Origin of the sequence: Pseudooceanicola sp. HF7 (genome assembly GCF_011806405.1) — a bacterium.
Taxonomy (GTDB): domain Bacteria; phylum Pseudomonadota; class Alphaproteobacteria; order Rhodobacterales; family Rhodobacteraceae; genus Pseudooceanicola.
In genome coordinates, this window is sequence record NZ_JAATOW010000049.1 from 1 (window position 1) to 26,661 (window position 26,661).

At 65.3% G+C, this 26,661-nt stretch carries 24 protein-coding genes, 1 other RNA gene and 2 pseudogenes; 15 read left to right on the plus strand and 12 right to left on the minus strand.

Annotated elements, in window-relative coordinates:
- The 3 genes from HCZ97_RS18910 to HCZ97_RS18920 all read left to right on the plus strand — a co-directional run.
- The coding region (locus tag HCZ97_RS18910) for a phenylalanine--tRNA ligase subunit beta (RefSeq protein ID WP_167690673.1) at window positions 1-1,496 on the plus strand (1,496 nt) is incomplete at its 5' end.
- A gap of 163 nt (window positions 1,497-1,659) precedes the next feature.
- Entirely contained in the window at window positions 1,660-1,953 is a 294-nt protein-coding gene (locus HCZ97_RS18915) for an alkylphosphonate utilization protein (RefSeq protein WP_167690674.1), read from the plus strand.
- Window positions 1,954-1,956: 3 nt separating this feature from the next.
- Window positions 1,957-2,406, plus strand: a complete 450-nt coding sequence (locus HCZ97_RS18920) for a YtoQ family protein (protein WP_167690675.1) — start codon at window positions 1,957-1,959, stop codon at window positions 2,404-2,406.
- Window positions 2,407-2,655: 249 nt separating this feature from the next.
- Here the strand turns inward: HCZ97_RS18920 and HCZ97_RS18925 are convergent, their stop codons facing one another.
- On the minus strand, window positions 2,656-3,351 hold the full coding sequence (locus tag HCZ97_RS18925; RefSeq protein ID WP_167690676.1) for a glutathione S-transferase family protein: 696 nt from the start codon (window positions 3,349-3,351) through the stop codon (window positions 2,656-2,658).
- Between the two features lie 211 nt (window positions 3,352-3,562).
- Between HCZ97_RS18925 and HCZ97_RS18930 the strand changes: the two genes are divergently transcribed.
- Window positions 3,563-4,021: an Lrp/AsnC family transcriptional regulator gene (locus tag HCZ97_RS18930; protein ID WP_167690677.1), complete on the plus strand. Its 459-nt coding sequence runs from the start codon at window positions 3,563-3,565 to the stop codon at window positions 4,019-4,021.
- 10 nt (window positions 4,022-4,031) lie between these two features.
- Here HCZ97_RS18930 and HCZ97_RS18935 read toward each other — a convergent pair whose 3' ends face one another.
- Both HCZ97_RS18935 and rpsU read right to left on the minus strand, forming a co-directional pair.
- Window positions 4,032-4,751 carry a hypothetical protein gene (locus HCZ97_RS18935; RefSeq protein ID WP_167690678.1) on the minus strand — a complete coding sequence of 240 codons (720 nt, stop codon included), beginning with the start codon at window positions 4,749-4,751 and terminating at the stop codon, window positions 4,032-4,034.
- A gap of 269 nt (window positions 4,752-5,020) precedes the next feature.
- Window positions 5,021-5,227, minus strand: coding sequence for a 30S ribosomal protein S21 (gene rpsU / locus HCZ97_RS18940; protein ID WP_005614280.1), 207 nt, complete (start codon window positions 5,225-5,227; stop codon window positions 5,021-5,023).
- A 117-nt stretch (window positions 5,228-5,344) separates the two neighbouring features.
- Between rpsU and HCZ97_RS18945 the strand changes: the two genes are divergently transcribed.
- Window positions 5,345-6,016 carry a COQ9 family protein gene (locus tag HCZ97_RS18945; protein WP_167690679.1) on the plus strand — a complete coding sequence of 224 codons (672 nt, stop codon included), beginning with the start codon at window positions 5,345-5,347 and terminating at the stop codon, window positions 6,014-6,016.
- A 15-nt stretch (window positions 6,017-6,031) separates the two neighbouring features.
- Complete coding sequence (locus HCZ97_RS18950) at window positions 6,032-7,006, plus strand: NAD(P)H-quinone oxidoreductase (RefSeq protein ID WP_167690680.1); 975 nt, start codon at window positions 6,032-6,034, stop codon at window positions 7,004-7,006.
- A gap of 1 nt (window position 7,007) precedes the next feature.
- Here HCZ97_RS18950 and HCZ97_RS18955 read toward each other — a convergent pair whose 3' ends face one another.
- A complete protein-coding gene (locus HCZ97_RS18955; protein WP_167690681.1) occupies window positions 7,008-7,619 on the minus strand; it encodes a ribonuclease T2 in 612 nt (203 codons plus the stop codon).
- Window positions 7,620-7,757: 138 nt separating this feature from the next.
- On the opposite strand from HCZ97_RS18955, the gene HCZ97_RS18960 reads away from it, so the two are divergent.
- Window positions 7,758-8,525, plus strand: coding sequence for a DUF1013 domain-containing protein (locus HCZ97_RS18960; RefSeq protein WP_167690682.1), 768 nt, complete (start codon window positions 7,758-7,760; stop codon window positions 8,523-8,525).
- Window positions 8,526-8,713: 188 nt separating this feature from the next.
- A complete protein-coding gene (locus tag HCZ97_RS18965) occupies window positions 8,714-9,859 on the plus strand; it encodes an FAD-binding oxidoreductase (protein ID WP_167690683.1) in 1,146 nt (381 codons plus the stop codon).
- Between the two features lie 125 nt (window positions 9,860-9,984).
- On the opposite strand, the gene recR is transcribed toward HCZ97_RS18965, so the two are convergent.
- The 6 genes and pseudogenes from recR to HCZ97_RS18995 all read right to left on the minus strand — a co-directional run bounded on the left by recR (window position 9,985) and on the right by HCZ97_RS18995 (window position 16,544).
- The gene (gene recR / locus HCZ97_RS18970) at window positions 9,985-10,578 is read right to left on the minus strand and encodes a recombination mediator RecR (RefSeq protein ID WP_167690684.1); all 594 of its coding nucleotides are present in this window, start codon (window positions 10,576-10,578) and stop codon (window positions 9,985-9,987) included.
- A 7-nt stretch (window positions 10,579-10,585) separates the two neighbouring features.
- Window positions 10,586-10,930, minus strand: a complete 345-nt coding sequence (locus HCZ97_RS18975; protein WP_167690685.1) for a YbaB/EbfC family nucleoid-associated protein — start codon at window positions 10,928-10,930, stop codon at window positions 10,586-10,588.
- A 168-nt stretch (window positions 10,931-11,098) separates the two neighbouring features.
- Window positions 11,099-12,943, minus strand: a pseudogene (locus HCZ97_RS18980) (DNA polymerase III subunit gamma/tau); the annotation flags it as partial.
- Window positions 12,944-13,121: 178 nt separating this feature from the next.
- Complete coding sequence (gene rsgA, locus HCZ97_RS18985; RefSeq protein WP_167690687.1) at window positions 13,122-14,141, minus strand: ribosome small subunit-dependent GTPase A; 1,020 nt, start codon at window positions 14,139-14,141, stop codon at window positions 13,122-13,124.
- 151 nt (window positions 14,142-14,292) lie between these two features.
- Window positions 14,293-14,391, minus strand: an RNA gene (gene ffs, locus HCZ97_RS18990) — signal recognition particle sRNA small type.
- Between the two features lie 179 nt (window positions 14,392-14,570).
- On the minus strand, window positions 14,571-16,544 hold the full coding sequence (locus tag HCZ97_RS18995; RefSeq protein WP_167690688.1) for a bifunctional 2',3'-cyclic-nucleotide 2'-phosphodiesterase/3'-nucleotidase: 1,974 nt from the start codon (window positions 16,542-16,544) through the stop codon (window positions 14,571-14,573).
- A gap of 248 nt (window positions 16,545-16,792) precedes the next feature.
- Here HCZ97_RS18995 and nudC point away from each other — a divergent pair, with 248 nt between their 5' ends.
- Both nudC and HCZ97_RS19005 read left to right on the plus strand, forming a co-directional pair.
- Window positions 16,793-17,719: an NAD(+) diphosphatase gene (gene nudC, locus HCZ97_RS19000; protein WP_167690695.1), complete on the plus strand. Its 927-nt coding sequence runs from the start codon at window positions 16,793-16,795 to the stop codon at window positions 17,717-17,719.
- A gap of 51 nt (window positions 17,720-17,770) precedes the next feature.
- Window positions 17,771-18,241 carry an SRPBCC family protein gene (locus HCZ97_RS19005; protein ID WP_167690689.1) on the plus strand — a complete coding sequence of 157 codons (471 nt, stop codon included), beginning with the start codon at window positions 17,771-17,773 and terminating at the stop codon, window positions 18,239-18,241.
- Window positions 18,242-18,326: 85 nt separating this feature from the next.
- On the opposite strand, the gene HCZ97_RS19010 is transcribed toward HCZ97_RS19005, so the two are convergent.
- Window positions 18,327-19,160, minus strand: coding sequence for a prephenate dehydratase (locus tag HCZ97_RS19010; protein ID WP_167690690.1), 834 nt, complete (start codon window positions 19,158-19,160; stop codon window positions 18,327-18,329).
- Window positions 19,161-19,301: 141 nt separating this feature from the next.
- On the opposite strand from HCZ97_RS19010, the gene HCZ97_RS19015 reads away from it, so the two are divergent.
- From HCZ97_RS19015 to HCZ97_RS19035, 5 genes are all read left to right on the plus strand, one after another.
- The gene (locus HCZ97_RS19015) at window positions 19,302-19,826 is read left to right on the plus strand and encodes a cytochrome c family protein (RefSeq protein ID WP_167690691.1); all 525 of its coding nucleotides are present in this window, start codon (window positions 19,302-19,304) and stop codon (window positions 19,824-19,826) included.
- Window positions 19,827-20,109: 283 nt separating this feature from the next.
- On the plus strand, window positions 20,110-22,044 hold the full coding sequence (locus tag HCZ97_RS19020; RefSeq protein WP_167690696.1) for an extracellular solute-binding protein: 1,935 nt from the start codon (window positions 20,110-20,112) through the stop codon (window positions 22,042-22,044).
- 10 nt (window positions 22,045-22,054) lie between these two features.
- Window positions 22,055-23,143, plus strand: a complete 1,089-nt coding sequence (locus HCZ97_RS19025; RefSeq protein ID WP_167690692.1) for a microcin C ABC transporter permease YejB — start codon at window positions 22,055-22,057, stop codon at window positions 23,141-23,143.
- Window positions 23,144-23,146: 3 nt separating this feature from the next.
- Complete coding sequence (locus HCZ97_RS19030; protein ID WP_167690693.1) at window positions 23,147-24,325, plus strand: ABC transporter permease; 1,179 nt, start codon at window positions 23,147-23,149, stop codon at window positions 24,323-24,325.
- Window positions 24,322-26,175: an ABC transporter ATP-binding protein gene (locus HCZ97_RS19035; RefSeq protein WP_167690694.1), complete on the plus strand. Its 1,854-nt coding sequence runs from the start codon at window positions 24,322-24,324 to the stop codon at window positions 26,173-26,175. Before HCZ97_RS19030 ends, HCZ97_RS19035 begins: the two co-directional genes overlap by 4 nt.
- Window positions 26,176-26,276: 101 nt before the next feature.
- On the opposite strand, the pseudogene HCZ97_RS19040 reads toward HCZ97_RS19035, so the two are convergent.
- A pseudogene (locus tag HCZ97_RS19040) lies at window positions 26,277-26,661 on the minus strand (coproporphyrinogen III oxidase); the annotation flags it as partial.

A 26,661-nucleotide genomic window follows, 5' to 3' on the forward strand; every position in this document is an offset into this window, starting at 1 on the left:
CCCTGCCGGCAGGCGTGCTGGTGATCTCTGACGACAAGGGCGTGGAAAGCATCGGCGGCATCATGGGCGGAGAGGACTCCGGCTGCACCGAGGAGACCACCGATGTGCTGGTCGAAGCGGCGGTCTGGGATTTCATCTCCATCGCCCATGGCGGGCGCGCGCTGAAGATCAACTCCGACGCGCGTTACCGCAATGAACGCGGGATCGATCCGGGCTTCAACATGGAAGGGCTGGACCGCGCCTGTGCCCTGATCGTCGAACTTTGCGGCGGCACGGTCAGCGAAGCCGTGGTGGCCGGCGCCGTGCCCGATACCGCGCGCGCCTACCGGCTGGACACGGATCGCTGCTCCTCTCTGGTGGGCATGGAGATCCCGGCCGATGAACAGCGCGCCACGCTGGAACGCCTGGGCTTCGTCATGGATGGCGACATGGCGCAGGTCCCCTCCTGGCGGCCCGACGTGCTGGGCGAAGCGGACCTGGTGGAAGAGGTTGCGCGCATCGCCTCCCTCACCAAGCTGGAGCCCAAGCCGCTGAAGCGCATCGCGCCCGGCGTGCCCCGGCCCATCCTGACCCCGCTGCAGAAGCGCGAACAGGTGGCCCGCCGCACGGCGGCCACGCTGGGCTACAATGAATGCGTGACCTACAGCTTCATCGACAAGAGCTCTGCCACGCTCTTCGGCGGGGGCGATGACGCCACCATGGTGGCCAACCCGATCTCTTCCGAGATGAGCCACATGCGCCCGGACCTGCTGCCCGGGCTGTTGCAGGCCGCAGCGCGCAACCAGGCGCGCGGGCAGGGGGACCTGGCGCTTTTCGAAGTGGGCGCGGTCTGGCATGGCGGCGAACCCGGTGAGCAGAAACTGCAGGTCGCCGGCCTGCTGGTGGGCGCGACCGGTCCCAAGGACGTGCATGGCGCGGCCCGGCCCGTGGATCTGTTCGATGCCAAGGCCGATGCAGAGGCGCTTCTGGCCGCCATCGGCGCGCCGGCCAAGACCCAGATCCTGCGCGATGGCGCGACCTGGTGGCATCCGGGCCGTCATGGCCGTGTCTGCCTGGGGCCGAAGAAGATGCTGGCCGTCTTCGGGGAAATCCATCCCCGCGTGCTGCGCGACATGGGCGTGAAGGGCCCCGCCGTGGGCTTCACCCTCTGGCCGGAAGAGGTGCCGCTGCCGCGCAGTGCCTCTGCCACCAAGGGGGCGGTGGCGCTGAACGACCTGCAGGCGGTGGAACGTGACTTTGCCTTCGTCGTCGATTCCTCTGTCGATGCGCTGACGCTGGTGAATGCCGCCGCCGGTGCCGACAAGCAGCTGATCGAAGAGGTGCGCATCTTCGACGAATTCTCCGTCGGCTCGCTGGGCGAGGGCAAGAAGAGCCTGGCCTTCGCGGTGCGCATCCAGCCCCAGGATGCCACGCTGAAGGAAAAGGAGATCGAGGCGCTTTGTGCCAAGATCGTCGAGAAGGTCGAGAAAGCCACCGGCGGCAGCCTGCGCGGCTGAAGGGGCGGGGGGCCAGCCCCCCGGTCTCCGTACCGGAGACTCCCCCCGAAGTATTTTCGGCCAGATGAAGGGATCAGGCCCCACGGTGTCGCACCGGGGGCCTTTTCGTTGCCCGGGGGGCGGGAATGGCCTAGGGCAGGGGGGCTTCAGGAAAGGGTACCCGATGAGCGATGATGAAGAATATGTCTATGACGAGGTCTCCGGTGAATGGATGCCGGCCTCTGAGCTGGCGGCGCGCAACGCGGTGACCGTGGTCGATGCCCAGGGCACGCCCCTGGCCGATGGCGATTCCGTGGTCCTGGTGAAGGACCTCAAGGTGAAGGGCGCGGGCAGCACGCTGAAGCAGGGCACCGTGATCAAGACCATCCGCCTGACCGACAACCCCGAGGAAATCGACTGCCGCCACCCCGAGATCCGCGGACTGGTGCTGCGCACCGAGTTCGTCAAGAAGAGGTAAGCCATGACCCTGACCGTCTACCTGTCCGGAGAGATCCACACAGACTGGCGTGAGCGCATCAAGGACGGCGCCGCCGACCTGGACGTGGTGTTCACCGGCCCCGTCACCGATCACGCGGCCTCGGACGATTGCGGCGTGACGATCCTGGGGGCGGAGCCGGACAAGTTCTGGCACGACAACAAGGGCGCGCGCCTCAATGCGATCCGTACCCGCAGGGGGCTGGAAAAGGCGGACGTGGTCGTCGTGCGCTTTGGTGAGAAGTACAAGCAGTGGAACGCGGCCTTTGATGCCGGCTATGCGGCCGCGCTTGGCAAGTCGCTGATCGTGCTGCACGGGGCAGAGCATCAGCATGCCCTGAAAGAGGTCGACGCCGCCGCGATGGCGACGGCGGAGCATCCCGAGCAGGTGGTGCAGATCCTGCGCTACGTGCTGACCGGAACGCTGCCGGGCTGAGGCGGGGCGCGGCCTGCGCGTGAGGCGTGCGCTGCGTTAACCGGGCCGGATACCGACAGGCGCACCGACGTTATACCGACGCGATACCGACGTAATACAGACGTTGGAAAAGCCGGGGAATGGCCCTGTTAACCAGGGGTTTGGCGCCGATTCGCCTGAAATGCTGCCGCAAGGGGCCGTGCGGGCCGGTAGGATCTTGGAAAGGCCGGGCGGCGCACCGCCCGGCTTTTGGTGTTTGAGGGGGCGGTGTCAGTCGCGCGCCGGGATGGACTTGGCCTTGTCCATCGCGGGGCGGGCATAGAAGCGGTCCACGTAGGGCTGCAGGTTGGGATAATCGGACCAGCCGACCAGCTCCTGCGCGCCGTAGAAGCTCAGCGCGTTCAGCCAGGGCGCGATGGCGATATCGGCGATGGAGAAGTCACTGGCGACCCAGTCGCGGCCCTCCAGCTGCGTGTTGATCACGTTCAGCAAGCGCTTGGCTTCATTGGTGAAACGCTCACGCGGGCGGGGATCGTCGATCTCTGCGCCGGCGAATTTCACGAAGTAGCCCAGCTGGCCCAGCATCGGCCCCAGGCCGCCCATCTGCCACATCAGCCACTTGATGACCTCGTATTTGCCGGGGCCCTCGGTGGGCATCAGCTTACCTGTCTTCTCGGCCAGGTAGATCAGGATCGCGCCGCTTTCGAACAGCGCCACGGGCTCTCCGTTGGGGCCCTTGGGGTCGATGATGGCGGGGATCTTGTTGTTGGGGGAGAGCGACAGGAACTCCGGCGAGCGCACGTAATCGTCGCCCAGCGGGACAAGATGGGGTTCATAGGCCAGGCCCATCTCTTCCAGCGCGATGGAAACCTTCACGCCATTGGGGGTGGGGAAGGAATAAAGCTGAATGATTTCAGGGTTCTGCGCGGGCCATTTCCGGGTGATCTGGTAGTCGTCGGGGAACATTGCAGGTACCTCCTTGCTGGTGTTGCCCTGAACATAGCCTGCCGTTGGCCGGATGACATGGCGTGTCAGCGCGCAGACCACCTGCGCTGAGTGCACGGATGAAGGGACGGTGCAAAAATCTGGCGCGAGACCGGGGGATACGTGGAAGATCTGCCTCGCAATCGGGGGCGTTTCCGGGATATTCTGCCGCGAACCACCTTGAGGAGATCCCATGTCGCTTGACCAGTTGGACCGCGCCATCCTGCGCGTGCTGCAAAAGTCCGGCCGTATCTCCAACGCGGAGCTGTCCGAGCGCGTGGGCCTGTCGCAATCGGCCTGCCATCGCCGGGTGCAAAGCCTTGAGAAGGAAGGGTATATCCGCGATTACGTCGCGCTTTTGAACGCCCGGAAGATGCAGCTGAACACCACCGTCTTCGTGGAAATCGGCCTGTCGGGACAGGCCGATGAGCTGCTTGAGGCCTTCGAGACCGCGGTGGGCCGGGTGCCGGAAATCCTGGAATGTCACCTGATGGCAGGGACGGCGGATTACATCCTGAAGGTCGTGGCCGAAAGCTCAGAGGATTTCGCCCGGATCCACCGTCAAAGCCTTGCGCGGTTGCCCGGGGTCCAGCGGATGCAGAGCTCTTTCGCGCTCCGCACCGTGTTCAAGACAACCGCGCTGCCGGTCTGATCGCTTCTGATCACTCGGCCGCGTCGGGCATGGCCTGCAGGTCATACTCCTGGTTGGTGCGCGCCGCGCCGTACATCCCGGCATTGCGGGGCTCCAGGAAAATCATCAGCGAAATCAGGCTGAAAGCGTATTCGTAAAGCTCGAACTGGCGATAGGTCCCGGCGATCACGCCCATGGCGGCGGTAGCGATGACGGCCAGCCAGGCATGCATCCGCCCCGGCACGGGGGCCGCCAGCGCGTAGGCCGCGCGCCGCACCCAGGAAACGCGGGTGTAAAGCAGCGGCAGCACGATGAGATAGAGCAGCAGCACAGGCGTCAGCCAGTTGCCGAAGAGGGTCGAGGCCAGCTGCTGCTGTCCCACGATCAGGTTGTGGAAGTTCGTCTCTGCCTGCTGGTTGTTCTCAAGGAAATACTCCCCCGAGGCCCAGCCGAAGATCCGCTGCCCCCAGGAGATTTCTTCGCCGGCAACAAAGACATAGAGCGCGGCATAGAGCCAGGTCAGCCCGGCCTGGACATTGCGCCCAAGGGCCCGCAGCTGCCGGGCGCGCCAGATCAGCACCATGCCGGCGGCGAACAGGAAGATGGCGGTCAGGCTTTCGATCAGCCCATCCTCCTGTGCGATATGAGTGGAGAAGAAGTCCGGGTTCCACAGCGCGACGGGGATGGCAGCCAGGTGCGAAATGACAAATAGGGCAAGGGCGGCCAGGACCGCGCTGTGGGTTCGTTTCATGTGAAGTATCCGATGGTCTGATGAACGCTGGCGAAGCAGCCGGTGGCGCTTCGGCGCGTGATTTCGCTCGAACTAAACCGTTCGGTCCATATCTCAAGGCAATGTCACGAAACTGTTACTCGCCCCATGCGGCAGCAGCAGGAGGCCGCCAGCCGGGGATCATCCCTTACGGGCCAGGGGCGCGCCGGTAACAGCAGGCCCCAGAAACGACAAACCCCCGTGGCAGCGCCGCGGGGGTCATCAATTCTTCGGTTCGTCTGGCGAAAAGCTCAGAGCAGACCTTCGCGTTGCGCTTTTTTGCGTGCCAGCTTGCGGGCACGGCGGATCGCTTCAGCCTTCTCGCGCGCTTTCTTCTCGGACGGTTTCTCGAAATGTTGCTTGAGCTTCATTTCGCGGAACACGCCTTCGCGCTGCAGCTTCTTTTTCAGGGCACGGAGCGCCTGATCGACATTGTTGTCACGAACACTAACCTGCATGTGGTTGTCACCACCTTCCTAAGTTTGAGTTGCAAGAGATTGCAGGAGGTGGCCGTATAGCAACCATTGCCCTAGTTGTCCAGTAATGCCTACACCTGAGCACGGAAGGAGCCTGCCATGAGCGAGACACCCGAAGCCGACCGCCTGCTGGAGGCCGCTATGGCCCATGTCCCCTTTGACGGCTGGAGCGAAACGACCCTGCGCGCCGCCGCGGAAGACGCTGAGATCCCCCTGGATCTGGCCCGTGCGCTTTACCCGCGCGGTGCGGTGGACCTGGCGCTGGCCTATCACCGCCGGGGCGATGCAGAGATGGCAAAACGCTTTGCGGCAGAAGACCTTGAGGGCCTGCGCTATTCCCAGAAGGTCGCCCGCGCGATCGAGATCCGGCTAGAACTGGCGGACAAGGAACTGGTGCGCCGTGGCGCGGCGCTCTTTGCCCTGCCGATGCATTCCGCCGATGGCGCACGTGCCGTCTGGGAAAGCGCCGATGCCATCTGGACCGCGCTTGGCGACAGCTCCAAAGACGTGAACTGGTACACCAAGCGGATGACCCTTTCGGGCGTCTACTCCGCCTGCGTGCTCTACTGGCTGGGCGACGATTCCCTTGATGGCCAGGCGACCCGGGATTTCATCTCCCGCCGGATCGACAACATCATGCAATTCGAAAAGACCAAGGCGAAGCTGCGCGAAAGCCCGGTGGGCCGGATGATGGAAAAGGGGCCCCTTGCGCTTCTGTCCCGGATCCGTCCGCCGAAGCCTGCCAGCGATCTTCCCGGTCATCGCGGCTGAATTAAAGGAGCCCCCATGCGTGTCATCGAAATCTCCCGCTCCGGCGGGCCGGAGGTCCTGACCCCGGCCGATCGTCCCGTGCCCGAACCCGGCCCCGGAGAGGTGCGCATTCGCGTGGCCTATGCCGGTGTGAACCGCCCTGATGCGCTGCAACGGGCCGGGGCCTATGATCCGCCTCCCGGTGCCAGCGACCTGCCAGGGCTTGAAGCCTCGGGCGTGGTCTCTGCCGTGGGGCAGGGGGTGTCAGACAGCGTCATTGGCCAAGAGGTCTGCGCGCTGCTGCCCGGCGGTGGCTACGCGGAAGAGGTCGTGACCCCCTACGCCCATTGCCTGCCGGTGCCCGAGGGGATGGACCTGCGTTTTGCCGCCTGCCTGCCAGAGACCTATTTCACCGTCTGGAGCAATGTCTTCAAGCGCGGCGCCCTGAAGGGCGGAGAGCGATTCCTTGTGCATGGCGGTTCTTCCGGGATCGGCTCCACCGCGATCCAGCTGGCCAGCGCCTTCGGCGCGCGCGTCTTCACCACCGCCGGCACTGCCGAGAAATGCGCCTTCTGCGAATCTCTTGGGGCCGAACGGGCGATTAACTACCGCGAAGAGGATTTCGTGGATGTTCTGAAGGGCGAAGGCGGCGTGGATGTCGTGCTCGACATGGTCGGCGGCGATTACATTCCCAAGAACATCGGCCTGCTGAACCCCGACGGGCGGCTGGTCATGATCGCCTTCCTTGGCGGCGCGAAGGCAGAGCTGAACTTTGCCCAGGTGATGATGAAGCGCCTGACCGTGACCGGCTCCACCCTGCGGCCCCAGGGCGAACAGGCCAAGGCGGAGATCGCTGAGGACCTGCGCCGCCACGTCTGGCCGCTGCTGGCGGCGGGCCGTTGCCTGCCGGTGATCGACAGCGAATTCCCGCTGGATCAGGCCAGCGATGCCCATGCGCACATGGAAAGCTCTGCCCACATGGGGAAAATCGTCCTGAAGGTAACGGGCTAAGCTAGTCCCGCAGCACCGCGGCTCCGCCACAGGAGCCGCGGATATCCGCGCCGCAGTCGCGCGGTTCCAGCGTCTTTGTCAGGCAGATCCGCAGCTCTCTCAGCCAGCCGTCCTCGCAGCGCAGGACCATCTGGTCCGGGCCCAGGTCATTGGCCTGAAGGATCGCCTGGCGCAGCACCCGCGTGGACAGGCGCAGCGGATCCTCGCCTTCCGGATCGGGCAGGGCGAACATCTCGTAAGCCCTTCTGGAGACTTGGAAATATTCCTCTGCCTCAAGCCCGGAACAGCGCCCGTGGGCCTTCCATTCATGCCAGGCCAGGCTATCGGTGCCCATGATGTCCGCCATGGCGGCGGTCTGGGCGCGGCTGGCATCCCTGACCTCTGCCGGGCAGTTCCGGGGATAGCCCTCCTCGTACTGCGGCCAGAGCCCGTGCAGGATCCAGCCGAAGTGCTTTTCGGGGCCGCATTGCGCGTGGTCCGGCCCGGCCTCTTCGCAGAAGCCCGGCGACCAGCTGAGCGACAGCAGGTAATAGTCGAAGTCCCCGGCACGGCCCTGCCCAAGGGCAGAAAGCGGCAGGAGCAGCAGGATCAGGCTGACAAGGGCGTTCCGCATTCATCTCTTCCATTTTCGACTGTGCTTGACTATATAGCCCTCAAGTTCCCCGACAACGGTAACCCGCATCGCCCCGGCGATGCCGCCTCGGCCCCCCGGCCAGGCAGCGGGGAAGATATGACGTTCAGGAGTTGAAACATGACGGGCAAACCACTGATGGCCAAGGCCACCGCCGTCTGGCTGGTGGATAACACGACGATCACGTTCAAGCAGATCGCCGACTTTACCGGCATGCACGAGCTTGAGGTCCAGGGCATTGCCGATGGCGATGTGGCGGCCGGCGTGAAAGGGTTCGACCCGATCGCCAACAACCAGCTGACCCAGGAAGACATCGACAAGGCCGAGGCCGATCCGCTCGCCCGGCTGAAGCTGAAGTTCAACCCCTCTGCCGTGGGCGAGGAAAAGCGCCGGGGTCCGCGCTACACGCCGCTGTCCAAGCGCCAGGACCGTCCGAACGCGATCCTCTGGCTGGTCAAGTTCCACCCGGAGCTGACCGATGGCCAGATCGCCAAGCTGGTGGGCACCACCAAGCCGACGATCCAGTCGATCCGCGAGCGGACCCACTGGAACATCGCCAACATGCAGCCGATCGACCCGGTGGCGCTTGGCCTGTGCAAGCAGTCAGAGCTGGACACGGCCGTGCAGAAAGCCGCCGCCGAGAAGGCCAAGCGTGGCGAAGCCATGACCGATGACGAGCGCCGCAAGCTGCTCTCCACCGATCAGAGCCTTGGCATGGAAGCCTCCGAACCGCGGATGCCCACGGCGATCGAGGGTCTTGAGACCTTCTCGCTCTCCAATGACGACGACGAGGAAGAGGACGATCATTCCAACCTCGTGGACGCCGACAGCTTCTTCAACCTGCCCAAGGGTGGCGGGGATGATGAGGACGAAGACGAACAGCCCTGATCGGGCGCCTTCGGCGACATTCAGGAAAGCCCGGCTTCGGCCGGGCTTTTTCCGTTTGAGGGGGCGCGCTTGCGTGATCGGCGGGCAGGGGGCGGCGCGAAGGGCGCCCCGGCGCCCTCCGGGCCTTGCCTTCCGCGCGGCAGGGCGCAAACCTGCGCCGAACCCCCGGATCGAAGGACTGGACCAGAATGCATATTGCCGTCATCGGCGCCGGGATGATCGGTGCCGCCTCCGCCCGCCACCTTTCCCTTGCGGGCCACCAGGTGACCCTTGTGGGCCCGGCAGAGCCGGGCGATGCCGCCACCCATGACGGCCCCTTTGCCAGCCATTACGACGAAGGGCGCATCACCCGCCAGATGGATCCCTGGCCGTTCTGGAGCCGCGCGTCCCGGGCCTCCATCGCGCGTTACCGGGATCTGGAGGCGCAGACAGGCGTGCGCTTCTTCTCCGAGGTGGGCGCGCTGATGGCGGGGCCAGAGGGCTCCGGCCAGATGCAGCGCCTTGCTGGCGTGCGCGCGCGCGACGATGTGCCGGCAGAGCTGCTGCAGGACGCGGAACTGGCAGAGCGCTTTCCCTATTTCTCCTTCCATCCCGGTACCATCGGCTTTCACGAGGCCAGCCATGCCGGCCATGTGAACCCGCGCGCCATGGTCCGCGCCCAACTGGCGGCCTGTGCCGCGCAGGGCGTGACGCTGGTGCGGGACTGGGTGACGGATCTGTCAGAGGGCGAGGGGGTCACGTTGACCCTTTCTGGCGGCGCACAGGTCCGGGCCGACCGGGCGCTGATCGCCACGGGCGGCTTTTCCCGCAGCCTGACCGGAGAGGCGCTGGATTTCACCGTCTACGCCCGCACCGCCACGATGTTCGAAGTCTCCGAATCCCAGGCCGAAGCCCTCGCCGCGATGCCCTCTCTGATCGTGCTTCTGCCGACGGGCGAAGACCCCTACCTGCTGCCGCCGATCCGCTACCCGGATGGCAAGGTCTACCTGAAGATGGGCGGCGATACCGTCGACGTGCCGCTTGAGACGCCAGAGGCGCTGACCGCCTGGTTCCGCTCTGGTGGCAACCCGGAGGTTGGCGCCCAGATTGAGGCGCTGCTGCGGGGCCGCATGCCGGGGCTCGAGATCCTCTCGACCCTGAACCTGCCCTGCGTGACCACCTTCACGCCGGACAATATCCCGCATTTCAAGGCCCTGTCGGACAAGGTCTTTACCGCTTTCGCGGCCTGTGGACGGGGGGCGAAGAATTCCGATGAACTCGGGCGGCTCGGTGGGCTGCTGGCAAGCGGAGAGGCCCTGCCGGACTGGGCCTTCGAGGCTGCCGTGGTGGCCTGAGAGGGCGGGACGCGCAGAGGCGGGGATGGTCCTGTGCGTGCTGCGCACGAACGCGCCTGCGGCGGGCGGGGGCCTCGGCTGCGCCTCGGCCAGGTCCCACGCGCGCCGTTCCGCGGCTTGAGCGGCTAAAGCTCCTTGCGGGCCCGTAGCGCGGCGCTGATCGTACCGTCGTCGAGGTAGTCGAGCTCTCCGCCGATGGGCACACCCTGGGCCAGCGAGGTCAGGCGCACGCGCCCCTCCAGCTCATCGGCGATGTAATGGGCGGTGGTCTGGCCATCGACGGTAGCATTCAGGGCCAGGATGACCTCCGTGACGCCCTCGTCCTCCACCCGCTGGACCAGAGCGGGGATGCGCAGATCCTCAGGCCCGATGGAATCCAGCGCGGAAAGCGTGCCGCCCAGCACGTGGTAGCGCCCCTTGAAGGCCGCGCCGCGCTCCATTGCCCAGAGGTCGGCCACGTCCTCCACCACGCAAAGCTCATGGCCCAGCCGCTTGGGGCTGGTGCAGATATCGCACAGCGGATCCGAGCTGATATTGCCGCAGCGCTCGCATTCGCGCACCGTCGCGGCCACCTGCTGCAGCAGGTCCGCCAGCGGCATCAGCAGAAGCTCCCGCTTGCGGACCAGTTGCAGCACGGCGCGCCGCGCCGACCGGGGGCCAAGCCCCGGCAGCCGCGCCATCATCTCGATCAGCGCCTCGATATCCCGGTTGCCGCTCAAGACCGGCTCAGAAGGGCATCTTGAAGCCTTCGGGCAGGCCAAGGCCTTCCGTCAGCTTGGACATCTCTTCCTGGGAGCGTTCAGAGGCCTTGCTCTGGGCGTCCTTGATGGCGGCCAGGATCAGGTCCTCGACGACTTCCTTGTCGTCGCTGTTGAAGATCGACGGGTCGATGTCCAGGCTCTTCAGCTCGCCCTTGGCGCTGGCGACGGCCTTGACCAGGCCCGCGCCGCTTTCGCCGGTGACCATCATGTCATGCAGGTCTTCCTGGAGCTGCTCCATCTTCTGCTGCATTTCCTTGGCCGTCTTCATCATCTTGGCCATGTCGCCCATCTGGCCGAGCCCCTTGAACATCGTCTTCTCCTTCTGTCATGCCGCCGGGCGCTCCTGGCGCGCTGGCGTTTGTCCTCTTTGGTGTCATATCGGTCCGGATGGCCGGCAAGGCAAGCGCCCGGGGGCAATCCCTGCCCCGAACAGCGACGTCAGGCGCCGTATTCGGGGCGGATTTGCCGCCTGCGCGGCTCATTCATCCTCGAAGGGATCCCATTCATCCTCGACCTCGGGCAGGGCTTCGGCCTGGGCCTCTGCCGCGATCTCATCGTGCGACCGGATGCCGGTGATCTCGGCCTTGGGGAAGGCCGCCTTGAGCGCGACGACCATCGGGTGCTCTTCGGCCTCGGCGCGCAGCGCGCGGTCCTTGGCATCGCGTTTCTCCGCGATGGTTTCTTCCCCGGCATCATTGCTCAGGATGATGCCCCAGTTGTTTCCGGTCCAGGTCAGCAGGCGGGATTTCAGCCGGTTTGGCAGATCCTTCGGCGCCTGTTCGGAAAGGGAGAATTCGATCTGGCCGGGCTTGTAGGAAATCAGGCGAATGCCGGTCTCCACCTCGACCAGCAGCTTCACGTCGCGGTTGGCGCGGATCAGCTCGACCACATGTTCGAAGCTGGGATAGCGGGCCAGCGCCTGCTGGACCTCTGCCGCAAGCACACGGTTGCCCGATTGCATCCGGTGGCCGCCGCCCGCGCCGCTCATCGTGGCGCCGCTGCCGCCCTGCGGGGCCGAGGCGTAAGCCGAGGCCCCCCCGCCCGCCGCAGGCGCGCCCGTGCCCTGCACGGGCCTTCCGCCGCCACCACCGCCGCCGCCATTGGGGCCACCGCCCGGGCCATCGGCGGGACGCGGGGTATCCTTCAGCTTGCGCACCAGTTCTTCGGGGCTGGGCAGTTCCGCCACATGGGTCAGTCGGATCACGGCCATCTCGGCGGCCATCATCGCGTTCGGCGCGACAGAGACCTCTTCCAGCGCCTTCAGCAGCATCTGCCACATCCGGGTCATCGACCGCATCGGCAGGCGCTCTGCCAGCGCGACGCCGCGGGCGCGCTCATCGGGGCCGATCGTGGGGTCCTCGGCAGCGTCGGGGGTGATCTTGACGACGGAAATCCAGTGGGTGATTTCCGCCAGGTCGCGGAGCACGGCCATGGGATCGGCCCCGCCGGCATATTGCGCGGAAAGCTCGGTCAGGGCGCCGGCGGCATCGCCGCGCATGATCATCTCGTAAAGGTCCAGCACCCGGCCCCGGTCCGCCAGGCCCAGCATGGCGCGGACCTGGTCGGCGCTGGTTTCGCCGGCCCCATGGCTGATCGCCTGGTCCAGCAGCGATGTCGCATCGCGGGCAGAGCCTTCGGCGGCGCGGGTGATCAGGGCCAGGGCTTCATCCGTGATCTCGGCGCTTTCGGCGGTGGCGATACGGCGCAGCAGGCCGATCATGTCCTCGGGTTCGATCCGGCGCAGGTCGAAGCGCTGGCAGCGCGACAGCACGGTGACGGGCACCTTGCGGATTTCTGTCGTGGCCAGGATGAATTTCGTGTGCGCGGGCGGTTCCTCGAGCGTCTTCAGCAGCGCGTTGAAGGCGCCGGTGGAGAGCATGTGAACCTCATCGATGATGAAGATCTTGTAGCGGCCTTCGGCGGGCCGCGTGTTGGCCATCTGGTTCAGCTCGCGGATGTTGTCGACCCCGGTGGAGGAGGCCGCGTCAAGCTCCAGCACGTCCATGAAGCTGCCGGACATGATCTTGCGGCAGGGTTCGCACTGGCCGCAGGGATCTGTGGTGGGCCCGCCGTTTCCGTCCGGTCCGACGCAGTTCATGCCCTTGGCGATGATCCGCGCGGTCGTTGTCTTCCCGGTGCCGCGGATGCCGGTCATGATGAAGGCCTGGGCGATCCGGTCGGCGGCAAAGGCGTTCTTCAGGGTGCGCACCATGGCATCCTGGCCCACGAGATCGGCAAAGGTCTCGGGCCGGTATTTCCGGGCAAGGACCTGGTAGGGGCCGGATTGTGCGGGTTCGGACATGCGGTGAGACCTCGGGTTCTGCTGCGCGGGTTCTGGCTGCTGCGCGGGATCGTAAAGCGGCTTGCGGGCGAGGTCTACCGGGCACTGTCACCAACGCCGGTCCGGCGCTCGCGCCCCAGGGGGCGCCTCGCCCCGCCCGCCGTCCCGTTTGCGCCCTAATCGGGGGCTGACACGGGACCGGGACGGGTCTTGCTCGGGCCTAGCTGCGTTTCTGGCGGCCGCGTTTCTTGCCGGAATTATAGACTTTCTGGCGGACACGGTCGCGGCTGCGAGCCAGGGCGGCACTGGCGCTGTTATGGCTTTCCTCGCGTTGCAGCTTGCGCCAGCGCTCAAGGCGGGCCGCGTCTATCGCACCGGAGGCGATGGCGGCCTGAACGGCGCAGCCCGGCTCCGTCTCATGGCTGCAATCGGAAAAGCGGCAATGGGTCACCAGGTCCGACAGATCGGCGAAGACCGTGTCGATGGCCTCTGCCGCATCGGTCAGCGCCAGTTCGCGGATGCCGGGGGTATCGATCAGCCAGCCACCGCCGGGAATTGGACGCATGGCCCGAGCCCGGGTGGTATGCCGGCCCTTGGCATCGTCCTCGCGGATGTCGCCGGTTTCCTCGGCTTCGCCGGTCAGGGCGTTGCGCAGGGTCGTCTTGCCCACCCCGGAAGAGCCGGTCAGCGCCAGGGTCTTGCCGGGGCCGCACCAGGGGGAAAGGCGCTGCACGTCCTCTGCGTTCTTGGCGTTGATCACCAGCGCCACGATCAGCGGAGAGATCCGTTCAGCCTGGCGCAGGAAGTCGCGGGGATCCTCAGCCAGGTCCGGCTTGGTCAGGATCAGCAGCGGGGCGGCATTGGCCGAAATGGCCATCGCCAGGTAGCGCTCGATCCGGGCCGGGTTGAAGTCGTTGTTGCAGCTGGTGACGATGCCCAAGGTATCGACATTGCTGGCGATCATCTGTGGCAGCAGGGTGTGTGGGGCAGCGCGGCGAATCTCTCCGGTGGGGGTGAGGCGGCGCAGGATGCGCAGGCCGTCCTGGAGCACCCAGTCGCCCACCGCCATCGGGCCGACGCTTTCAGAGGCGATCAGGGCCAGAGGGCGGTCAGGGGACAGTGCGGTGAAACGGTCGCGGTGGATATCGGTGATGCGCGCGGGGGCGCCGGCTTCGGCCTGGTCGATCTGGTCGGCGAAATGATCCGACCAGCCAAGCGCGGTAAGGTCATGGAATGTCACTGGAGGAGGTCCCGGAAAGCCATGTGATCTGGCCGCGCCCCTTCGGGGTACGGCTCTTGCGGGTCAGGGCGCCGCGGGCTCAGGCCCGTTGGCCCCGGTTGATCGCCTGCACATTCATCGACTGTCCCTTTCAGGGAAGGATGCCGGGGTAAGGTGAGAGATTGGACAACGACCCAAGCGGGACTCGTTACGGCTGCTTCCTTCCGGATCTGACCGGGTTGGCGAGGCGCTCGCCCGCGCCAACCTCTCGAGGGCAGATATAGGGAAACGGCAGCGGATTCGCAAGATGGGTGGAGGGGCGGAATTTTGCACCGGAGTCGCGGCCTCCGGCGGGAGTTTTCAGGCAAGAAGAAAGGGCGGGGCCGTGAGAAGATGAGGGTCGTGAGAAGAGGAGGGGCGGGGGCCATCGGCCAGCCCGCCCCCTTTTGGTCAGAGCGTGATGCGGAAGAGCGCGAAGCCATCCTCGCCCTCACCAGCGGGGGCGATGGTGACGCCTTCCACCGCATCGGCGTATTTGGCGGCGCCAGGCCCGGTTTCGAAGAGGACGGTGGTGTCGGCCATGGGTGCGAAGGTCCAGTTGGCATCGGCCTTGGGATTGATCGTGCCCTTGTCGACGATGTAGCGCACGATGATGTCCCGGTTGGTATCGGGCCCCTCGAAGATCACCGTATCGCCGGTTCCGGGGAAGTTGCCGCCGCCCGAGGCGCGGTAGTTGTTGGTGGCCACGACGAACTCCATGTCATCGGTCACGGGCGCGCCCTCGAACATCAGGTCGGTGATGCGGCTTTCGGAGGAGACCTCGTTGCCGTCGCCGTCGAAACGCGAAGGCTTGGAGAGGTCGATCTTGTAGCTGACCCCATCCATCACGTCGAAGTTGTAGCTGGGGAAGGAAGGGTTCAGCAGCGGTGCATCCGTGGCGCCGGCCTCTACCTGGTTGAACATGCCGGCGGAGCGGTCGAGCCAGCCGCGCAGCTGGGCCCCGGTGATCTTCACCGCGCGGATCGTGTTGGGATAGAGGTAGAGGTCCGCCACGTGCTTGATCGCCACGTCGCCCACCGGCACCTCCGTGTAGTAATCCGGGCCGCCGCGGCCGCCGGCCTTGAAGGGGGCGCCGGCCGAAAGAACGGGCAGGCCTTCGTAGTCCGTGCCCACCATCATCTCTTCGATGTACCATTTCTGGGCATCGGTCACGACCTGGATGGAGGGATCGTCGGCCACCAGCGCGAAGTAGGAATGCAGCGGGGTTTCGGTCTTGCCCACCGCGCGGCGCACGTAGTCCAGGGTTTCCTCGTGCTGCTGCTCGACCGCGGCCAGCACCGGGGCGGCGCTTTCCACCAGCGGCGTGACGGAGCGGTCTTCGCCGCGCTCGTAGATCGGCCGGGTGCCGACCTCATGCGCCAGCACGCGCCATGCGTTGCCGTCGCGTTCGATCAGCAGGTCGATGGTGCCCAGGTGCGAGCCCCAGAAACCGCCCATGACCGCCGGCTTGCCGTGGATCGTGCCGGAGGCCACGTCGACGGCGGCAAAGCCTTCGTACTGGGGCGAGGGGAAGACAAGGTGCGAATGCCCGGTCAGCAGGGCGTCGATGCCATCGACCTCTGCCAGCGGGACCGCGGCGTTCTCCATCCCGTCCTCATGGGTGGCGCCGCCGATGCCGGAGTGCGAGAGGGCAATGATCAGGTCGCAGCCCTCTTCCTTCATCTGCGGGACCCAGGCCCTGGCCGTTTCCACGATGTCGCGGGCCTGCACCTTGCCTTCCAGGTGCTTGCGGTCCCAGTTCATGATCTGCGGCGGGACGAAGCCGATAAGGCCGACCTTGATCGGATGTTCGGTGCCGTCGCCATCCACGATGGTCTTCTGCAGGATCACGTAGGGTTTCAGCAGCGTGGTGTCGCCGGTGGGCGCGCTGCCCATTTCCTTGACCACGTTGGCCGAGACCACGGGGAAGTTCGCACCTGCCAGCGACTTCATCAGGAAGTCGAGCCCGTAGTTGAACTCGTGATTGCCCAGGGTCGAGCCGTCATAGCCCAGCGTGTTCATTGCGGCGATCACTGGGTGCATGTCGCCTTCCTTCATGCCGCGTTCATAGGCGATGTAATCGCCCATCGGGTTGCCCTGCAGGAAGTCGCCGTTGTCGATCAGCATGGAGTTCGTCGCCTCTGCCCGGATCGCATCGATATGGGCGGCGGTGCGGGCCAGGCCGACGGTGTCATCGGGTTTGTCCGCGTAGTAATTGTAGGGGAAGACATGGACGTGCAGGTCCGTCGTTTCCATGATGCGCAGGTGCGCCTGGGCGCCGGCGGCGCGGGCGGAAAAGGGATGAAGGCTCAGCAAGGAGGCTCCTGCGATGGAGCTTGCCAGGAAGCCCCGGCGCGTGAATTTGGAATTGGTGTGGTGGGGCATGGCTCTCTCCATCAAATCGTCTGGGCGTATTTTGAGGATTCCCGATGACAACTCGATAACATTTTCCGGGTGACGTGGATGCAGCCAGGGCAGCCTGCCGGGAAACTTGGCGGCATATCGCCCGGGACGCCCGGGAAAGGGGCAGTGCTGCGGAAGGGTGCATTGCGCTATTGCGCGGGGGCCAAGTTGCACATGGCGAGGGATGCGGGCAGGGTGCGGCCAGCCAGACCGAAGGAGAGGCCATGACCATCGCGATATCCGAAGAGGTGACCTTTGGCGGCGCGGCCTCCATCGACCGGGCGGCCCACCTGCGGCCTCGCGCGCAAGAGATGGAAGGCGCGCTGGATGCCCGCACGATCCTGCTCTGGCGCGGGCAGCTGCTGGCCACGGAGGATGCGCTGGCGCGGTTGCCCATGGATCATCCGGCGCTGGCCGAACCGGGGCTGGGGCGAATCTTCCTGGGGCTCAGCGATGGCGCGCCGCTTTTCGCGCAGGATATCTCGGGCTGGGATCCGGTGCTGCCGGCGGATGGCAGCCCGCCCGTGCACGCGGCTTTCGGCGCAGAGGCCCTGACGGAACTGCGCGCTGTCTCCACCCTGCTCAGCCCGCAGGATGCAGAGGTCGCCGCGACCGCGCGGGCCCTGTTCTGCTGGCATGAGACGCATCAGTTCTGCGCCAGGTGCGGCCAGCCCTCTGCCCCGGGGGATGGCGGCTGGCTGCGGGTCTGCGGGGCCTGTGGCGCGCATCATTTCCCGCGCACCGACCCGGTGGTGATCATGCTGATCACCCGGGGCGACAAGGTGCTGCTGGGCCGCTCGCCGCAGTGGCCGGAGCGGATGTATTCCCTGCTGGCGGGCTTCGTCGAACCCGGTGAGACGATCGAGGCCGCCGTGCGCCGGGAAGTCGCCGAAGAGGCCGGTGTGACGGTCGGCGCGGTGGATTACCTGTGCTGCCAGCCCTGGCCCTTCCCCAATTCGCTGATGTTCGGCTGCGCCGGGACGGCCCTGTCCGAAGAGATCACGCTGGATCCGGTGGAATTGCAGGATGCGCGCTGGGTCTCCCGGCAAGAGATGCTCTCTGTCTTTGCCGGCGATCACTCTGCAATCAGGGCGCCGCGCGAAGGCGCCATTGCCGGGTTCATCCTGCGCAATTGGCTTGCGGACCGCCTGGATTGACGCAAAGCTTCCTCCCCAGGCCCCTCCCCAAGGTCACTTGAAGATATTCCCATGAAAGTCGTTGCAAAAGAAGACATTGAGGCGCCGATCCAGACCGTTTTCACGCGTCTGACGGACTTCCGCACCTTCGAGCGCTCCGCGATTCGCCGCGGAGCGTCGGTCAAGCGCATCGATGGCTTCGACGTGCCCGCCAAGGGCGTCGGCTGGGAGGTCCAGTTCAGCCTGCGCGGCAAGCGGCGCGATCTCCAGTTGGAGGTGGTGCGCTTCGATCCGCCCGAGGGGCTTGAGATCTCGGCCAACTCACAAGGGATGCGTGGCCAGGTCATCGTGCAGCTGGTGGCGCTTTCGCCCACCCGCACGCGGCTGCGGATCGAAACAGAGGTGAAGCCGCAGACCCTGTCGGCGCGTCTGCTGATCCAGTCGCTGCGCCTGGCGCGGGCCAATGTGCATCAGCGGATGCAGGATCGGCTGGCGGAATTCGCCGCCTCGATCGAAGGGCGCAGACCGCCGCGGCGCGTCTGACGCCGCTCTCCTGATAGAAGTATAGTCAACGCAGGGTACCCGCGAAAAAAGGGCGCGCTGAACGAGGGCGCGCGCCCGTTTCAGATCAGTCCCGCTTGGGATCCGCCGGGTAGGTGCCCAGGATCTGCAGGTGAGAGCTGAAGTACTTCAGCTCATCCAGCGCCAGGCGGACATTGGCGTCATCCGGGTGGCCGTCGATATCGGCATAGAACTGGGTCGCGGTGAAGCTGCCGCCCACCATGTAGCTTTCCAGCTTGGTCATGTTGACGCCATTGGTGGCGAAACCGCCCATCGCCTTGTAAAGCGCCGCGGGAATGTTGCGGACCTCGAAGATCAGCGTGGTGATCATGCCGGTCTCGCCGCGCTTGGTCATGTCCGGTTTGCGCGACATGATCAGGAAGCGGGTGGTGTTGTTGCCCTCGTCCTCGATGTGGCGGGCCAGCACGTCCAGGCCGTAGACCTCTGCCGCCAGTTCGCTGGCCAGCGCCGCCCGGCTGCGGTCAGTCTGCTCAGAGATCAGCTGCGCAGAGCCGGCGGTATCCGCGCCGGTGATCCGGCTGATGCCATGCTCTGCCAGGAAGGCCCGGCACTGGCCCAGCAGCATGGCATGCGACGTGGCCGAGGTGATCTCTCCGATCTGCGTGCCCGGCAGGCCCATAAGGTTGATATGCACCCGCACGAAGGCCTCGCCGATGATGTGCAAGCCACTGCCAGGCAACAGGTAATGGATATCCGCGACGCGTCCGAAGGTAGAGTTTTCGACCGGCAGCATGGCCAGCTCCGCCGTGCCTTCGTTGACCGCTGCAATGGCATCTTCAAAGGTGCGGCAGGGCAGCGGTTCATACTCGGGACGGGATTCGATGCAGGCCTGATGGCTGTAGGCGCCAAGCTCTCCCTGAAATGCGATACGGCGGGTCATTTCACGTCATTCCGTGTTATTCCGGTGATATCGTCCGGTCGGGCGATTGGTCGCGGTAACTACACCTTGCGTTGAGGAAGGGGAAGCGGATAGATGGGCACCGAAAAACCTGCATCGGAACCATCGAGGGCGCGGCATTTCATGTTTGACACTATGACGATCACGAAGGTTGTGGGCGGCCTCTGCGGCACGCTTCTGGTCTTCCTCCTGGGGAACTGGGCCGCTGATCTTCTTTATGAAACCAGCGCCTCCGCCGGACACGGCGGTGAAGAAGCGGCCGTGCAGGGGTACCTGATCGAGACCGCGTCTGAAGGCGCAGCAGTGGCCGAAGAAGGCCCGAGCTTTGAAGAGGTCTTTGCCGCCGCCGATGCCGGCGCGGGCGAGCGCGTCTTCAACAAGTGCAAGGCCTGCCACAAGGTCGACGGCTCCAACGGCACCGGCCCGCACCTTGACGGTGTGGTCAACCGGGCGGTCGACGCGGTTGCCGGCTTCAGCTACTCCGGCGCGCTCGAAGAACACTTCGACGTCTGGACGCCTGAAAACCTGAACGCGTTCCTGGAAAGCCCGCGGTCTGCCGCACCGGGCACCAAGATGACCTTCAACGGTCTGCCCAAGGTCGAAGATCGGGCCAACCTGATCGCTTATCTGGAATCGATTTCCAATTGATCCCCTCCGCAGCATCCGGCCTGTCCGGATGGCGGAAAGAAGCTGAAAGGACCGTCGCCGACACAGGCGGCGGTCTTTTTCGTGGAATCCGCACGGGCCTCACATGTCATTCACGTAATCTCAACTTGAACATCGACAGAACAGACCGATAGCCTAGCTGAAAGCCGGGCCAGAACTTCCGCGTGTTCTTCACCACCGGAAGCCGTCCAGAAGGATAGTCGAGGAGCCTTACATGCACCGTCCCGTCAGCCGCACCCCGCGAGCATTGTCGATTTCCCGACCGATGAGCGAGGAGGCACATGGCCTGACGCGTCGAACGCTGCTGATGATGGGCGCGCTCGGGGCCTCCGTCCTGGCGTTGGCCGCCCCCCTGGCGCGCGCGCAAGAGGCCGCTCCGGCCGCGGAGGTCAGCGAAGAGGCCGCGGCTGAGGACAGCATCATCAAGAGCCACGGCTATTCCTATTTCGGCGACCTCAAGTACGGTCCGGACTTCGAACGCTTCGACTTCGTGAACCCCGATGCCCCCAAGGGCGGGGAAATCGCCATCCAGGCCTCCGGCACCTTCGATTCGATGAACCCCTTCACGGTGAAGGGCCGCGCCGGGGCGCTGTCCTCTTCGATGTATGAAAGCCTGCTCACGGATGCGGCGGACGATTACAACGGCTCCTACTGTCTGCTCTGCGAAAGCGTCGAATACGATGCGGGCAAGACCTGGGCGATCTTCCACCTGCGCGAGGGGATCACCTTCTCCGACGGCACGCCGATGACGGCAGAGGATGTGAAGTTCTCTCACGACCTCTTCATCGAGCAGGGGCTGCCCTCCTATTCCGCCGGGGTTTCTGCCCGCGTGCTGGGGGCAGAGGTCATCGACCCGATGACGGTGAAGTTCACCTTTGCCGAGGGGATCTCCCGCCGGTCGCTGATCAGCCAGGTCGGCTCCACGCCGGTCTTCTCCAAGAAATGGTACGAAGAGACCGGCGCGCGGCTTGATGAAAGCCGGTTCGAGATCTCGCCCGGCACCGGCCCCTACATGCTGGACAGCTACGACGTGAACCGCCGGATCGTCTATCGCCGCAATCCCGATTACTGGGGCAAGGACCTGCCGCTGAACGTCGGGCGCAACAACTTCGACACCATCCGCGTGGAATATTTCGGGGATGAGGCCGCCGCCTTCGAAGGGTTCAAGGCCGGGGAATACACCTTCCGGATCGAAACCAATCCGCGCCAATGGGCCACGGCTTATGATTTTCCCGGGGTGCAGAACGGCACCGTAAATGCGGAAGAGCTGCCCGACGGCCTGCCGCCCAACAACCTTGGCTTCGTCTTCAACCTGGCCAAGGAAAAGTTCCAGGACAAGCGTGTCCGCGAGGCGATCGCGCTGGCCTACAACTTCGAATGGACCAACGAGAGCCTGCAATTCGGTCTCTACAAGCACCGCGAAAGCTTCTTCCAGGACACGCCGCTTCAGGCCCACGGCCTGCCAGAGGGCGATGACCTGACCTTCCTGCAGGAGCTTGGCGATATCGTCCCCGAGGAGCTGATCACAGAGCCGCCCGTGGGCGTCCATACCAGTGATCCCGCGCGGCTGAATGACCGGCGCAACCTGCGCAAGGCCGGCAACCTGCTGGAAGAGGCTGGCTGGTCCGTGGGCGATGACGGCCTGCGCCGCAACGCCGCCGGAGAGGTGCTGAGCATCGATTTCCCGATCAACTCCGCCTCTGCCAGCTCCCTGGAACCGGTGCTGAACAACTACGCCCAGAACCTGCAGGCTCTTGGCATCCAGACGAACTTCGAAAAGATCGACCCCAGCCAATACACCAACCGCACCCGCGCGCGCGAATACGACATGGTCTATGACGGTTATCGTTCGCTGCTGGGCACCGGCACGGGGCTGGCGCAGATGTATGGCTCCAAGGAGGCGGAATTCTCCGTCTTCAACCCGGCCGGGCTGGCCAGCCCGCTGGTCGACCAGATCATCGACGCCTCCCTCGACACCACCAGCCAGGAGATGCAGGATGCCTCCCTGCGGGCGCTCGACCGGGCGCTGCGGCATGAGTTCATCATGGTCCCCACCTGGTACAAGGCCGGTAACTGGGTGGCCTATTTCGACATGTTCGAACATCCCGACATCCCGCCCTACGACCTCGGTTACCTCGATTTCTGGTGGTACAACCAGGAGCGCGCGGATGAGCTGAAGGCCGCAGGCGCACTGAGGTAGAAGACCGGACATGGGCGCCTACATTCTCCGCCGGCTGGCACTGGTCATCCCGACCCTGCTGGGCATTCTCATCATCAACTTCGCGCTGGTCCAGTTCGTGCCCGGCGGGCCGATCGAACAGATCATCGCCCAGGTCCAGGGGCAGGGCGACGTCACCGCCGGTTTCACCGGGGGCGGCACCGATTCGACAGAGGTCCTGGGGGGCGCGGGCAATGACGGCTACGTCGGTGCCCGTGGCCTGCCGCCAGAGTTCATCGAGAAGCTGGAAAAGGAATTCGGCTTCGACAAGCCACCGCTGGAACGCTTCCTGCTGATGATGTGGAATTACCTGCGGCTGGATTTCGGGGAAAGCTACTTCCGCTCCGTCTCCGTCATCGACCTGGTGCTGGAAAAGATGCCGGTGTCCATTTCCCTTGGCCTCTGGTCGACGCTGATCGCCTACCTGGTCTCCATCCCGCTGGGCATCCGCAAGGCGGTGCGGGACGGCTCGCGCTTCGATAACTGGACATCGGGCGTGATCATCGTGGCCTATGCGATCCCCGGCTTCCTCTTCGCCATCCTCCTGCTGGTGCTCTTCGCGGGCGGCTCCTACTGGCAGCTCTTCCCGCTCAGGGGGCTGACATCGGACAACTTCAGCCAGCTCAACTGGCTGGGCAAGATCGCGGATTACTTCTGGCACATCACCCTGCCGGTGCTGGCCTCTACCATCGCGGCCTTTGCCACGCTGACCCTGCTGACCAAGAACTCCTTCCTGGACGAGATCAAGAAGCAATACGTGATCACCGCCCGCGCCAAGGGCCAGTCCGAACGCAAGGTGCTCTATGGCCATATCTTCCGCAACGCGATGCTGATCGTGATCGCGGGCTTCCCCGGCGTCTTCATCGGCATCTTCTTCTCCGGCTCCCTGATCATCGAGACGATCTTCTCCCTCGATGGCCTGGGCCGCCTCAGCTTCGAGGCCGCTGTGCAGCGCGATTACCCGGTGATCTTCGGCACGCTCTTCATCTTCGGGCTCATGAGCCTGGTGGTCGGCATCATCTCCGACCTCATGTATGTCTTCGTCGATCCCCGCATCGACTTCGAGAAACGGGAGGGCTGAGGCATGGTCGATCCCGTCACCGAACCGCCCGTCTCCTCCCGCGCCCAGCCGCTGGCAGAGGCGCCGCCGCGCAAGGGCCGGCTTTCGCCGCTCAACCAGCGCCGCTGGCGCAACTTCCGCCGCAACCGCCGCGCCTTCATTTCGCTGATCGTCTTCTCGGTGCTCTTCGTCCTGTCGCTGGGGGCGGAGTTCATCGCCAACGACAAGCCGATCCTGGTCCAGTATCGCGGCAGCCTCTACATGCCGATCTTCAAGTTCTACCCGGAAACGGAATTCGGCGGCGACTTCCGGACAGAGGCGATCTACCGCGACCCGGAGGTGCAATGCCTGATCGAAAGCGGCGGGCTGGTCGATTGCTTCGATGACCCCGAAGGGATCATGGCCCAGGCCGAAACCGGCGTGGTGGACGGAGAGCAGATCGAAAAGGGCTGGGCGCTCTGGCCGCCGATCCGCTATTCCTACAACAGCCCCGTGGACCGCCCCGGCGCGGCCCCTCTGCCGCCCAACGGGCAGAACTGGCTGGGCACCGATGACACCAAGCGCGATGTTATGGCACGGGTGATCTACGGCTTCCGCCTGTCGATCCTCTTCACGCTGATCGTGACTCTACTTTCCTCGGTGATCGGCGTCGTGGCCGGCGCGGTGCAGGGCTTCTTCGGCGGCTGGCTCGACCTCATCTTCCAGCGCATCATCGAGATCTGGACCTCCACGCCCTCGCTCTACGTGATCATCATCCTCTTCGCGATCATCGGGCGCAGTTTCTGGCTGCTGGTGGTGCTGACCGTGCTCTTCGGCTGGATGGCCCTGGTGGGCGTGGTGCGGGCCGAGTTCCTGCGCGCCCGCAACCTGGAATACGTCCGCGCGGCGCGCGCCCTGGGCGTGTCCAACCGCACCATCATGTTCCGCCACATGCTGCCCAACGCCATGGTCGCCACGCTGACCATGATGCCCTTCATCGTCACCGGCACGATCTCGACGCTCGCAGGGCTCGATTTCCTGGGCTTCGGCCTGCCCAGCTCCGCCCCCTCGCTGGGGGAACTGACGCTGCAGGCCAAGCAGAACCTCCAGGCGCCCTGGCTGGGCTTCACGGCCTTCACCGTCTTCGCCCTCATGCTCTCCCTGCTCGTCTTCATCTTCGAAGGCGTGCGCGATGCCTTCGACCCAAGAAAGACCTTCCAATGAGCCTGCTAGAGGTCCGCGACCTGAAGGTCGCCTTCCGCCAGGATGGACAGCTGCACCAGGCCGTGAAAGGCGTCAGCTTCACCGTGGATCGCGGCGAAACCGTGGCGCTCGTGGGCGAATCGGGCTCCGGCAAATCGGTTTCGGCCCTCTCCACCGTCTCCCTGCTGGGCGACAACGCGGTGACCTCCGGCAGCGCCGTCTTCGACGGGCAGGAGATGATCGGGGCGGACAACGCCACCCTGCGCAAGATGCGTGGCAACCGGATCTCCTTCATCTTCCAGGAGCCGATGACATCGCTCAACCCGCTCCACACGATCGAGCGTCAGCTGTCCGAGACCATGGCCCTGCACCAGGGGCTCAAGGGGCGCGGCTTCTGGAAGCGCTTCCTGGAAAGCTGGATGAACTTCAGCCCGCTGCCCTTCCTTGTGGGGGTCGGGGTCTTCTTCCTGTTCATCGCCGCCTATGGCACCTTCGTCGCCGCCGCGCCCGATACCCCCTCGCTCTCGGGCTGGAACGATCCGCTGGGCACGCTCTACAGCCGCGCAGGCCGGGCGGTGCTCTGGACGCTGGGGCTGACCGGGCTGCTCTGGCTGGGCCGCCAGCTGCTGCGCCAGCGCCGCGGCTGGATCATGTCCAGCGGCACCCGGGACCGCTCCATCGCGCTGCTGGAACAGGTCGGCATCCGCGATGCGGAGAACCGCCTGACCGCTTATCCCCATGAGCTTTCCGGCGGCCAGCGCCAGCGCGTCATGATCGCCATGGCGCTCGCCAACAAGCCCGGCCTGCTGATCGCGGACGAACCCACCACGGCGCTCGACGTGACCATCCAGGCCCAGATTCTGGAGCTGCTGGCAGAGCTCAAGGAAACCTCCTCAATGGGGCTGCTCTTCATCACCCATGACCTGGGCATCGTGCGTCGCATCGCCGATCGCGTCTGCGTCATGAAGGATGGGGAAATCGTCGAAACCGGCCCGACGGAACAGATATTCTCCGCCCCGCAGCACGCCTATACGCGCAAGCTCCTGTCGGCAGCCGCCGTCGGGGCGCCCGAACCCGCCGCCAGCAATGCCCCCGTCGTGCTCGAGGCAGAGCACCTGCGCATTTGGTTCCCCATCCATGCCGGGCTGCTCAAGCGCACCGTGGGCCACGTCAAGGCGGTCAATGACGCCAGCTTCCGCGTCCGCGCCGGCGAAACCCTCGGCATCGTGGGGGAATCCGGCTCCGGCAAGACCACCCTGGCGCTCGCGGTCATGCGGCTCATCGGCTCAGAGGGAAAGATCACCTTCGATGGCCGCGACATCCGCGCCGAATCCACCAGCCAGCTGCGCGCCCTGCGCAAGGACATGCAGATCGTCTTCCAGGATCCCTTCGGCTCGCTTAGCCCGCGCATGACCTGCGAACAGATCATCGCGGAGGGGCTCTCGATCCACAAGATCGACGATCACCGCCCCCCCCGAGAGCTGGTAGCAGAAGTCATGCAGGAGGTCGGGCTGGATCCTGCTACCATGCACCGCTACCCGCATGAGTTCTCCGGGGGCCAGCGTCAGCGCATCGCCATCGCGCGCGCCATGATCCTGCGCCCGAAACTGCTGGTGCTGGATGAACCGACCTCGGCGCTGGACATGACGGTGCAGGTCCAGATCGTCGACCTGCTGCGCCAATTGCAGCAGAAGTACGGGCTGGCCTATCTCTTCATCTCCCATGACCTCAAGGTGGTCCGCGCCATGTCCCACCGGGTCATGGTCATGCGCCACGGCGATGTCGTGGAAAGCGGCACCGTGGAAAAGATCTTCGATGCCCCGCAGGAAGACTACACGCGCCAGCTCTTCTCCGCCGCCATGGGCCACTAGGGCGCGCGCGCCCCCTTCTTCTTGCCGAAAAACTCCCGCCGGAGGCAGCCTGCCACCCGCGGGAGCGTTTCCCGGATGCAAAAGCCTTCCCCCCGCGCCCCTCAGATGGCCGAAGAATGGCGCGCCCGCGCCACGTCATAGGTATCGAAGGCCCGCGCCACGAGGCGGGTCAGGGGCCGTGCCTCGGGCGGGATCGCCAGCCCCTCGCGGCTCACCTTCAGCAAGCCGTCGAACTGCGCTGCCACATCTCTGAAAAGCCGGGTGCAGGCGGCCTCCCCCAGCCCGAAGCGGCGGCAGATCTCCTCGGTGGAAACGGCGAAATCGCACATCAGCGCCTCGATGATCCGCCCGCGCAAGCGGTCCTCGGCGCTGAAGGCATGCCCCCGCGCGGTAGAGAACTGTCCACTGCGGATCGCGGCCGCATGGGCGGAGGTCGAGGCGTTGTTCTGGCTGTAGCCCTGCGGGAAGCGGCTGATCGAAGAGGCG

What these genes read in the sequence shown, in the direction of transcription:
- HCZ97_RS18915 (WP_167690674.1), top strand. Translation starts at nt 1,660, where the DNA reads ATGAGCGATGATGAAGAATATGTCTATGACGAGGTCTCCGGTGAATGG.
- HCZ97_RS18920 (WP_167690675.1), top strand. Translation starts at nt 1,957, where the DNA reads ATGACCCTGACCGTCTACCTGTCCGGAGAGATCCACACAGACTGGCGT.
- HCZ97_RS18925 (WP_167690676.1), bottom strand. Translation starts at nt 3,351, where the DNA reads ATGTTCCCCGACGACTACCAGATCACCCGGAAATGGCCCGCGCAGAAC.
- HCZ97_RS18930 (WP_167690677.1), top strand. Translation starts at nt 3,563, where the DNA reads ATGTCGCTTGACCAGTTGGACCGCGCCATCCTGCGCGTGCTGCAAAAG.
- HCZ97_RS18935 (WP_167690678.1), bottom strand. Translation starts at nt 4,751, where the DNA reads ATGAAACGAACCCACAGCGCGGTCCTGGCCGCCCTTGCCCTATTTGTC.
- rpsU (WP_005614280.1), bottom strand. Translation starts at nt 5,227, where the DNA reads ATGCAGGTTAGTGTTCGTGACAACAATGTCGATCAGGCGCTCCGTGCC.
- HCZ97_RS18945 (WP_167690679.1), top strand. Translation starts at nt 5,345, where the DNA reads ATGAGCGAGACACCCGAAGCCGACCGCCTGCTGGAGGCCGCTATGGCC.
- HCZ97_RS18950 (WP_167690680.1), top strand. Translation starts at nt 6,032, where the DNA reads ATGCGTGTCATCGAAATCTCCCGCTCCGGCGGGCCGGAGGTCCTGACC.
- HCZ97_RS18955 (WP_167690681.1), bottom strand. Translation starts at nt 7,619, where the DNA reads ATGCGGAACGCCCTTGTCAGCCTGATCCTGCTGCTCCTGCCGCTTTCT.
- HCZ97_RS18960 (WP_167690682.1), top strand. Translation starts at nt 7,758, where the DNA reads ATGACGGGCAAACCACTGATGGCCAAGGCCACCGCCGTCTGGCTGGTG.
- HCZ97_RS18965 (WP_167690683.1), top strand. Translation starts at nt 8,714, where the DNA reads ATGCATATTGCCGTCATCGGCGCCGGGATGATCGGTGCCGCCTCCGCC.
- HCZ97_RS18975 (WP_167690685.1), bottom strand. Translation starts at nt 10,930, where the DNA reads ATGTTCAAGGGGCTCGGCCAGATGGGCGACATGGCCAAGATGATGAAG.
- HCZ97_RS18995 (WP_167690688.1), bottom strand. Translation starts at nt 16,544, where the DNA reads ATGCCCCACCACACCAATTCCAAATTCACGCGCCGGGGCTTCCTGGCA.
- HCZ97_RS19005 (WP_167690689.1), top strand. Translation starts at nt 17,771, where the DNA reads ATGAAAGTCGTTGCAAAAGAAGACATTGAGGCGCCGATCCAGACCGTT.
- HCZ97_RS19010 (WP_167690690.1), bottom strand. Translation starts at nt 19,160, where the DNA reads ATGACCCGCCGTATCGCATTTCAGGGAGAGCTTGGCGCCTACAGCCAT.
- HCZ97_RS19015 (WP_167690691.1), top strand. Translation starts at nt 19,302, where the DNA reads ATGTTTGACACTATGACGATCACGAAGGTTGTGGGCGGCCTCTGCGGC.
- HCZ97_RS19020 (WP_167690696.1), top strand. Translation starts at nt 20,110, where the DNA reads ATGAGCGAGGAGGCACATGGCCTGACGCGTCGAACGCTGCTGATGATG.
- HCZ97_RS19025 (WP_167690692.1), top strand. Translation starts at nt 22,055, where the DNA reads ATGGGCGCCTACATTCTCCGCCGGCTGGCACTGGTCATCCCGACCCTG.
- HCZ97_RS19030 (WP_167690693.1), top strand. Translation starts at nt 23,147, where the DNA reads ATGGTCGATCCCGTCACCGAACCGCCCGTCTCCTCCCGCGCCCAGCCG.
- HCZ97_RS19035 (WP_167690694.1), top strand. Translation starts at nt 24,322, where the DNA reads ATGAGCCTGCTAGAGGTCCGCGACCTGAAGGTCGCCTTCCGCCAGGAT.